At 68.5% G+C, this 8,160-nt stretch carries 8 protein-coding genes; 3 read left to right on the forward strand and 5 right to left on the reverse strand.

Annotated elements, in window-relative coordinates:
• Window positions 1-390: 390 nt before the first annotated feature.
• A complete protein-coding gene (locus AB0D27_RS44450) occupies window positions 391-582 on the forward strand; it encodes a DUF6274 family protein (protein ID WP_362521114.1) in 192 nt (63 codons plus the stop codon).
• A 418-nt stretch (window positions 583-1,000) separates the two neighbouring features.
• Here the strand turns inward: AB0D27_RS44450 and bldC are convergent, their stop codons facing one another.
• Both bldC and AB0D27_RS44460 read right to left on the reverse strand, forming a co-directional pair.
• Window positions 1,001-1,207 carry a developmental transcriptional regulator BldC gene (gene bldC / locus AB0D27_RS44455; protein ID WP_003949541.1) on the reverse strand — a complete coding sequence of 69 codons (207 nt, stop codon included), beginning with the start codon at window positions 1,205-1,207 and terminating at the stop codon, window positions 1,001-1,003.
• Window positions 1,208-1,803: 596 nt separating this feature from the next.
• Window positions 1,804-2,652 (reverse strand): hypothetical protein, encoded by an 849-nt coding sequence (locus AB0D27_RS44460; protein WP_362521117.1) that lies wholly within the window; start codon window positions 2,650-2,652, stop codon window positions 1,804-1,806.
• Window positions 2,653-2,874: 222 nt separating this feature from the next.
• Here AB0D27_RS44460 and AB0D27_RS44465 point away from each other — a divergent pair, with 222 nt between their 5' ends.
• Together AB0D27_RS44465 and AB0D27_RS44470 are read left to right on the forward strand one after the other, a co-directional pair.
• Window positions 2,875-3,969 carry a Glu/Leu/Phe/Val dehydrogenase dimerization domain-containing protein gene (locus tag AB0D27_RS44465; protein ID WP_362521120.1) on the forward strand — a complete coding sequence of 365 codons (1,095 nt, stop codon included), beginning with the start codon at window positions 2,875-2,877 and terminating at the stop codon, window positions 3,967-3,969.
• A 310-nt stretch (window positions 3,970-4,279) separates the two neighbouring features.
• Window positions 4,280-4,534 carry a DUF3073 domain-containing protein gene (locus tag AB0D27_RS44470; RefSeq protein WP_362521123.1) on the forward strand — a complete coding sequence of 85 codons (255 nt, stop codon included), beginning with the start codon at window positions 4,280-4,282 and terminating at the stop codon, window positions 4,532-4,534.
• 126 nt (window positions 4,535-4,660) lie between these two features.
• Here the strand turns inward: AB0D27_RS44470 and purM are convergent, their stop codons facing one another.
• From purM to AB0D27_RS44485, 3 genes are all read right to left on the reverse strand, one after another.
• The gene (gene purM, locus AB0D27_RS44475; protein ID WP_362521126.1) at window positions 4,661-5,728 is read right to left on the reverse strand and encodes a phosphoribosylformylglycinamidine cyclo-ligase; all 1,068 of its coding nucleotides are present in this window, start codon (window positions 5,726-5,728) and stop codon (window positions 4,661-4,663) included.
• Between the two features lie 49 nt (window positions 5,729-5,777).
• A complete protein-coding gene (gene purF, locus AB0D27_RS44480) occupies window positions 5,778-7,304 on the reverse strand; it encodes an amidophosphoribosyltransferase (RefSeq protein ID WP_362521129.1) in 1,527 nt (508 codons plus the stop codon).
• A 61-nt stretch (window positions 7,305-7,365) separates the two neighbouring features.
• On the reverse strand, window positions 7,366-8,160 hold a 795-nt coding region (locus AB0D27_RS44485), incomplete at its 5' end, for an META domain-containing protein (protein WP_362521132.1).

An 8,160-nucleotide genomic window follows, 5' to 3' on the forward strand; every position in this document is an offset into this window, starting at 1 on the left:
AGTTTGGAGTGCTCGCCACCCTGTCAAGGTGGAGGCCGCGGGTTCAAATCCCGTCAGGACCGCATTGATACGAAGGGGCCCCGCATCCGCCAAGGATGCGGGGCCCCTTCCGTGCCACCACACCCCCACCACTGCCCACCAGCCCCTCAAGACGAAGGCCGCGCCCGCGGCGCAGCCGCAATCGGGCACAGCAAATCCCGTCAGGACCGCATGGATACGAAAGCCCGGAGCTTCGGCTCCGGGCCTTTCGCGTAGGTCCGTTGGCTCGTCCGCGGCACCCTGGGCGCTCGCGTCCGCTCGTCCCGCGGCGCGCACCGCGTCTTGACGGCGTCACATTCCGCCGGTACCCCAGAAGCCAGGGCATTCGCCCGCTGGCCCCTGGAGGTACGTATGGCGGCGTCCGCTAGGCACGAGACGCGAGCTCTGCTCCGCGCCCACCTGTCGGCCGCCTCCGAGTACCGCCATCTGACGCGGCACTGCCCGATCTGCCATCAGCTCCTGCGGCTGGCCCTGGAGCCCGCCCCGCGGGGCGAGGAGGGCTTCGAGAGCGCCGCCGAGGACGGAAGTCCCTCCAAAGCATGACCCATGCCGCCGAGCCCCAACTCCTTTAGCGCAGACGGCCCGCACGCAACAAGGACCGCGGCATGTGACGGGTGTCACCGCATAAGTTTTCAGAAGTGCGGAACTTACCCCCTGCCTACAACTAGTCAATTTAATATGTGCAATTGCACCGCACGCCGGGAGCATCCACAGGAGATCCGACACCCGTCCCCAGACTCCGACAAGGCCGCTCACAGGCCGGTCATCGAGGGACACCCAGGGCACAAAAAAGATCGCGCTGGACTCGGCGGAGTCCAGCGCGATCGACGACGCACCCTTGTCACGTACCAAAGAAGCCTGGGCGTGGGCCCTGTTGGGGCAGAACCCGCGTCGCTTGGAGCTGTGGTTCGGACGCCTCGGCGGGTTGGGGGACCTACCGAATTGTCCGATATTCAGTTGTTCAGGCCTCGCTGCGCTGCTGCGGGATGCCCGCGAGCAGTGCGCGGACCTCAGCCTCGCGGTAACGGCGGTGCCCGCCGAGCGTGCGGATGGACGTAAGCTTGCCGGCCTTCGCCCACCGCGTGACCGTCTTGGGGTCGACGCGGAACATCGTGGCGACCTCAGCCGGGGTCAGCAGCGGCTCGGCATCAGGGGTGCGAGCGGTCATGAGCGGCCTCCTCGGGAGAACCGAACCTTCTCGGTTCTTTCCTCTAAATTCTGCACCTTGACCCGCGTTGCCCGAAATGGCGGACGCGAGTCGAGTCGGTTATAGGACGAACGGCTTGTCCTCGGCACTACAACTACACCATCTGTCCAGCCGCGTCGGCCAAACCGATGGAATTGCCCTCCCAGGTGTTCATCAGCGACGGAAGCCGATGGACCATGCCATAGCGGACAGTCACGCCACTGTGACGATCAGTCACAGGACGATCAGGAGTCACCAGACCCCCCATAGCGCGCAATACCGAGATTCCACCCATACATGGGTGGACGGAGCCCTCCCCCGGGCTCCTTGTCCTATTTTGGCACGAGGAGGGGCAAGCGGCGCAAGGGTCAGGTAAGTGCCATCCGTCACGCTTGACACCCGCTTGACGCAAAAGCCCGGATCAGGACCTACGTCCTGGAGTGAGGGTTCTTCAGCGTGAAAGGACCATACGCGAGTTCGAGCCCCGCGCCGATGAGAAGCAGATCACACTGCTCAGGCGACCCGGCGGCCCCACCGCCCCGGGCCGTCCTGGGCCGTCCCGGGCCGCCCCGCCTGCCTCAGTTCGCCGAGCGCCGGTCCCTGACCGACCGCCACCGCTCCACGAGCCGCCCGTACGCCTCGCCCGCCGCGGCGCCGTCCCCGTCGCGCAGCGCCTCGATGCCCTCGGCGACGTCCGCGGCCGAGTGGTCGCCCTCGAGGTGCGCGGCCGGCAGCACATGCACGAGCCCGCCGTAGTCCAGCTCGACCATCGAGCGCGGGTGGAACTCCTCCAGCCAGCGCCCCACGTCCACCAGGCCATCGATGAGCGGCCCGTCGTCGAAGGTGTCCTTCAGCGTCTTCAGGGCCCGTGCCGTCCGCCTCCGTGCCTGCACCATGGGCGTCCGGTAGCGCAGCAGCGGCGCGGCTCCGCCGGGCCCCGCCCCTTTCTCGTACTCCCGCTCCTCGTCGGAGACCAGCACGAACCAGTTCAGCGGCACCTGCCAGGTCGCGGTGCGGATCCACGGGCGGGCGTCGGGGTTGCGGGCCATCCAGCGCTCGTAGTCCAGGGCGGCCTGGCGGCGTACCAGCGGCGGCAGGACCGCGTCGAGGACGGGCGGCGGCAGCTCCTCGGCCAGCTCGCCCAGGGCCTGCCAGCCGCGCAGCCGGGTGCGCCAGGGGCACACGCACAGCACCCCGTCGACCTCTGCCACGAGCGCGTCGCTGCTCTCGTGCACCGGGACCGGGACCGGCGGGGTGGGCAGCAAGTCGGACAGCGAGCGGCGCAGCTCGTCCTGGTAGGAGGGGCGCTCGGCGCGGCGGGCGTAGCGCGCCCAGTGGCCGCGCTCAGGCTCCGGGAAGGCGGCCAGCGGTTCGTACACGCGCAAGTACGCCGCGTACGGGACGATCACCGAGGACACCTTGGGCACGCCTGCTCCCTCCCCCGTTGGCCACCGGGAAAACCCACGAGAACCGCACACGACCTGTCGAGAAATCTATGCAAATCGAACCACGGCTGTGCCCTCCCGGTGGGTGATCCTCAACACTGCGCGGATGGCGGGTGGGCGCAGGCTCTAGTCTCATGCCCACGGAGCCCGCCACCCGCACGGGCTCGGCACTCAACCGCCGCTTATTACCTGGGAGTCACCACAGTGACCGACGTAACCGGCGCGCCTGCTGATGTACTGCACACCCTGTTCCACTCGGACCAGGGGGGTCATGAGCAAGTCGTGCTCTGCCAGGACCGCGCCAGCGGTCTCAAGGCCGTCATCGCCATTCACTCCACCGCCCTGGGCCCGGCCCTCGGCGGTACGCGCTTCTACCCGTACGCGAGCGAGGAGGAGGCCGTCGCCGACGCCCTGAACCTCTCGCGCGGCATGTCGTACAAGAACGCCATGGCCGGTCTCGACCACGGCGGCGGCAAGGCCGTCATCATCGGCGACCCGGACCAGATCAAGTCCGCGGCCCTGCTCCTCGCCTACGGCCGGTTCGTGGCCTCGCTCGGCGGCCGGTACGTCACCGCGTGCGACGTCGGTACGTACGTCGCCGACATGGACGTCGTGGCCCGTGAGTGCCGCTGGACGACCGGCCGCTCGCCCGAGCACGGCGGCGCGGGCGACTCGTCCGTGCTGACCGCCTACGGCGTCTTCCAGGGCATGCGGGCCTCCGCTCAGCACCTGTGGGGCGACCCGACGCTGCGCGGCCGCAAGGTCGGCGTCGCCGGCGTCGGCAAGGTGGGCCACCACCTGGTCGACCACCTACGCCAGGACGGCGCCGAGGTCGTGATCACGGACGTACGGGCCGACTCCGTACAGCGGATTCTGGACCGGCACCCGGCCGGGGTGACGGCCGTCGCGGACACCGAGTCGCTCATCCGCACCGAGGGCCTCGACATCTACGCCCCCTGCGCGCTGGGCGGGGCGCTCAACGACCACTCCGTGCCCGTACTCACCGCGAAGATCGTCTGCGGTGCCGCCAACAACCAGCTGGCGCACCCGGGCGTGGAGAAGGACCTCGCGGATCGCGGGATCCTGTACGCCCCCGACTACGTCGTGAACGCGGGCGGGGTCATCCAGGTCGCCGACGAGCTGCACGGCTTCGACTTCGAGCGGTGCAAGGCGAAGGCCTCGAAGATCTTCGACACCACGCTGGCCATATTCGCACGTGCGAAGGATGACGGGATTCCGCCGGCCGCCGCGGCCGACCGGATTGCCGAGCAGCGGATGGCGGAGGCGCGCCGCCACTGAGGCGGAACCATCGGTTCCGGCCCATTGGGGACTTGTCAGGGACCCGCCGATGAAAGATTGGAGAGAACTCTCACGTCTGTCGGCGGGTCGTCCGTCAAGAAGAGGCTAAAATCGCGGTTGACCAGCGGGGACAGGGCACCTCGCGGGTTCTGGGCCAAGGCGCGTCCTGCGGGCGACGTACCGTATGGGCGCGGGCTCAGGTACCGTGGAAGCCCTACGGACCGGTCTCTCCACGGAGAGCCCGTTCCAGATCATGAACGCGTGTCAAGACTCTGGGGCCGTCGAGCCCCGTCACCGAGGGGGTCGAGCCATGGGGCGCGGCCGGGCCAAGGCCAAGCAGACGAAGGTCGCCCGCCAGCTGAAGTACAACAGCGGCGGGACTGATCTGTCGCGTCTGGCCAACGAGCTGGGCGCTTCGACTTCGAGCCAGCCGCCGAATGGCGAGCCGTTCGAGGACGATGACGAGGAAGACGACCCGTACGCCCAGTACGCGGATCTCTACAACGACGACGATGAGGACGAGGACGACCAGTCCGGTCCCCATTCGCAGCGTCGCGGCGCGTAGCGCTCGCAGCGGGCTCAGCAGGTTCCACGGTCCTCGTAGGAACTGGCAGCACTGCACTTCACCCGGTCCGGGGCCTCAGCACCGGACCGGGTTTCGTGCTGCCCTTCAGGGCGCTGCCCGTAAGGCTCAGCTCGCGTAGGCACCCACGAGGGCCGCGCCGGTCCCGTGGTCGCCGCGCTCGGTGATCTCACCGGCGATCCAGGCGTCCACACCGCGGTCCGCGAGCGTGGCGAGGGCGACGTCCGCGGACTCCTCCGGGACGATCGCGATCATGCCCACGCCCATGTTCAGCGTCTTCTCCAGCTCCAGACGCTCGACGTCGCCCGTCTTGCCGACGAGGTCGAACACCGGGGCGGGGGTCCACGTCTCGCGGTCGACGATCGCGTGCAGGCCGTCCGGGATGACGCGGGCCAGGTTTGCCGCGAGGCCGCCGCCGGTGATGTGGCTGAAGGCGTGCACCTCGGTGGTCCGGGTGAGCGCCAGGCAGTCCAGCGAGTAGATCTTGGTGGGCTCCAGGAGTTCCTCGCCGAGCGTGCGGCCGAACTCCTCGACGTGCTGGTCCAGGCTCAGGTTCGCCCGGTCGAAGAGGACATGCCGGACGAGCGAGTACCCGTTCGAGTGAAGCCCGGAGGCCGCCATGGCGATCACCGCGTCACCCTTACGGATACGATCCGCGCCGAGCAGCCGGTCGTACTCGACCACGCCCGTACCCGCGCCCGCGACGTCGAAGTCGTCCGGGCCCAGCAGGCCCGGGTGCTCGGCCGTCTCGCCGCCCACGAGGGCACAGCCCGCGAGGACACAGCCCTCGGCGATGCCCTTCACGATGGCCGCCACACGCTCCGGGTGGACCTTGCCGACGCAGATGTAGTCGGTCATGAAGAGCGGCTCGGCGCCGCACACCACGATGTCGTCCATGACCATGGCGACCAGGTCGTGGCCGATGCTGTCGTACACACCGAGCTGCCGGGCGAGGTCGACCTTGGTGCCCACACCGTCCGTCGCGGAGGCGAGCAGCGGGCGCTCGTAGCGCTTGAGGGCGGAGGCGTCGAAGAGGCCGGCGAAGCCGCCGAGGCCGCCGAGGACCTCGGGGCGCTGCGTCTTCTTCACCCACTCCTTCATCAGCTCCACGGCGCGGTCGCCGGCTTCGATGTCGACGCCCGCGGACGCGTAGCTGGCACCAGTGGTCTCAGACATTGCCTGGGATCTTTCGGGTTGGTGATGGGTGATACGGGCTCTGCGGCGTTTACGGGCGACGGATGGCGTCGGCCGCGGCCGTGGCTGCGGGACCCGCCGCGAGCTCGGTCTCCAGAAGCTGCTTGCCCAGCAGCTCGGGGTCCGGAAGATCCATCGGGTACTCGCCGTCGAAGCACGCCCGGCACAGATTCGGCTTGGCGATGGTGGTCGCCTCGATCATGCCGTCGAGGGAGATGTACGAGAGGGAGTCGGCGCCCAGCGACGTACCGATCTCCTCGATGGTCATGCCGTTGGCGATCAGCTCGGCGCGGGTCGCGAAGTCGATGCCGAAGAAGCAGGGCCACTTCACGGGCGGAGAGGAGATCCGGATGTGGACCTCCGCAGCACCCGCTTCACGGAGCATCCGCACCAGGGCCCGCTGCGTGTTGCCGCGCACGATCGAGTCGTCGACGACGACCAGGCGCTTGCCCTTGATGACTTCCTTGAGCGGGTTCAGCTTGAGGCGGATGCCGAGCTGGCGGATCGTCTGCGAGGGCTGGATGAAGGTCCGGCCGACGTACGCGTTCTTGACCAGGCCGGCGCCGAAGGGGATGCCGCTGGCCTCCGCGTAACCGATCGCGGCGGGTGTCCCGGACTCCGGGGTCGCTATGACCAGGTCGGCTTCGACGGGAGCTTCCTTGGCGAGCCGGCGGCCCATCTCGACGCGCGAGAGATACACGTTCCGGCCGGCGATGTCCGTGTCGGGGCGGGCCAGATAGACGTACTCGAAGACACATCCCTTGGGCTTCGCTTCCGCGAATCGCGAGGTCCGCAGACCGTTCTCGTCGATGGCGACGAACTCGCCCGGCTCGATCTCGCGCACGTAGGCGGCGCCGCAGATGTCGAGGGCGGCGGACTCGGAGGCGACGACCCAGCCGCGCTCCAGACGGCCGAGGACCAGCGGGCGGATGCCCTGCGGGTCGCGGGCCGCGTACAGGGTGTGCTCGTCCATGAAGACGAGACTGAAGGCGCCCTTGACCTGCGGGAGGATCTTGGCGGAGGCCTCTTCGATGGTCAGCGGCTTGCCGTCGTCGTCGACCTGGGCCGCGAGCAGCGCGGTGAGCAGGTCGGTGTCGTTGGTGGCCGCCACGCGCGTGGTGCGGCCTTCCTGCTTGGGCAGGTCGGCGACCATCTCGGCGAGCTGCGCCGTGTTGACGAGGTTGCCGTTGTGGCCGAGCGCGATGGAACCGTGCGCGGTGGCGCGGAACGTCGGCTGAGCGTTCTCCCACACGGAGGCGCCAGTGGTCGAGTAGCGGGCGTGACCGACCGCGATATGACCCTGGAGCGAACCGAGAGAGGTCTCGTCGAAGACCTGGGACACAAGGCCCATGTCCTTGAAGACGAGGATCTGGGAGCCGTTACTGACCGCGATTCCCGCGGATTCCTGACCCCGATGCTGGAGGGCGTAGAGCCCGAAGTAAGTGAGCTTGGCGACCTCTTCGCCCGGAGCCCAGACACCGAAGACGCCGCAAGCGTCCTGGGGGCCTTTCTCACCGGGGAGCAGATCATGATTGAGTCGACCGTCACCACGTGGCACGCCACCGAGTGTAGGCGAGATCGACCACTGGTCCGAATTGGGGATAGGGAGCCCCGGTGGATCACTCGTCGGCCACCGCGGTGACGACGGTGCCGTTTGTGCTGGTCAGCGTGAGGGTGCGGTGATCCAGTCGGTAGCTGACCTTGCCGTCGAAAAGGCCCAGCAGGGTCTTCTCGGTGTCCATGAGTGAGCCGTCGCACATCATCCGGGTGGTCTTCGCGGCGCCGAGGGTGATATGTCCGTCGTGGACGGTGGCCTTGGCGGACACGTGGTTGCAGCCGAGGCTCCCGCTGAGGGTGCCGTCCTTCCTGTCGAGGACGACGTACGCCTTGGCTCCCTTCGGGAGGGACTGGGCCACGTTCGTGTCACCGAGGGCCGTGACGTTCCACTTCGTGCCGTAGAGGCGCGCGTCCTTCTCCTTGGTGAGATCGACGCGGTTGCCGTCGTCGGTGGTGAGCGTCAGCCGGTCGCCCTTCACCTTCGTGCTGAACGCGCCGTCGACGTAGGTGCGGCTCAGGCTCCGCTCGAAGGTCATCGGGCCCTTCTGGCAGCCCATGTCGGTCGTCTGGAGTTCACCGAAGTCGACGCGGTCGCCCTTGAGGGTGGCGTTCGTGCCGAACCCATTGCAGCCGAGGTTGCCGCTGACGCGGCCGTCCTCGCTGATCCGCAGATACGCGCTGTCGGGCGCCTGCCTGGTCTTTCCACCCACGGTGAGGCTGTCGACGCTCCAATGAACGCCGGTGAGCGGTGAGGCGCCGTCCGCCCCCACGGAGGCGCTGCCCGACTCGGTGCCACAGGCCACCGCGAGCGGAAGCAGGGTCAGGGCGGTGAGGATGAGTCGCTGCTTGTCCATGCC

Source organism: Streptomyces sp. NPDC048415 (genome assembly GCF_040651675.1).
Classification (GTDB): domain Bacteria; phylum Actinomycetota; class Actinomycetes; order Streptomycetales; family Streptomycetaceae; genus Streptomyces.

Coding starts and splice junctions, on each gene's coding strand:
- AB0D27_RS44450 (WP_362521114.1), top strand. CDS start 391: ATGGCGGCGTCCGCTAGGCACGAGACGCGAGCTCTGCTCCGCGCCCAC.
- purM (WP_362521126.1), bottom strand. CDS start 5,728: ATGTCTGAGACCACTGGTGCCAGCTACGCGTCCGCGGGCGTCGACATC.
- bldC (WP_003949541.1), bottom strand. CDS start 1,207: ATGACCGCTCGCACCCCTGATGCCGAGCCGCTGCTGACCCCGGCTGAG.
- AB0D27_RS44470 (WP_362521123.1), top strand. CDS start 4,280: ATGGGGCGCGGCCGGGCCAAGGCCAAGCAGACGAAGGTCGCCCGCCAG.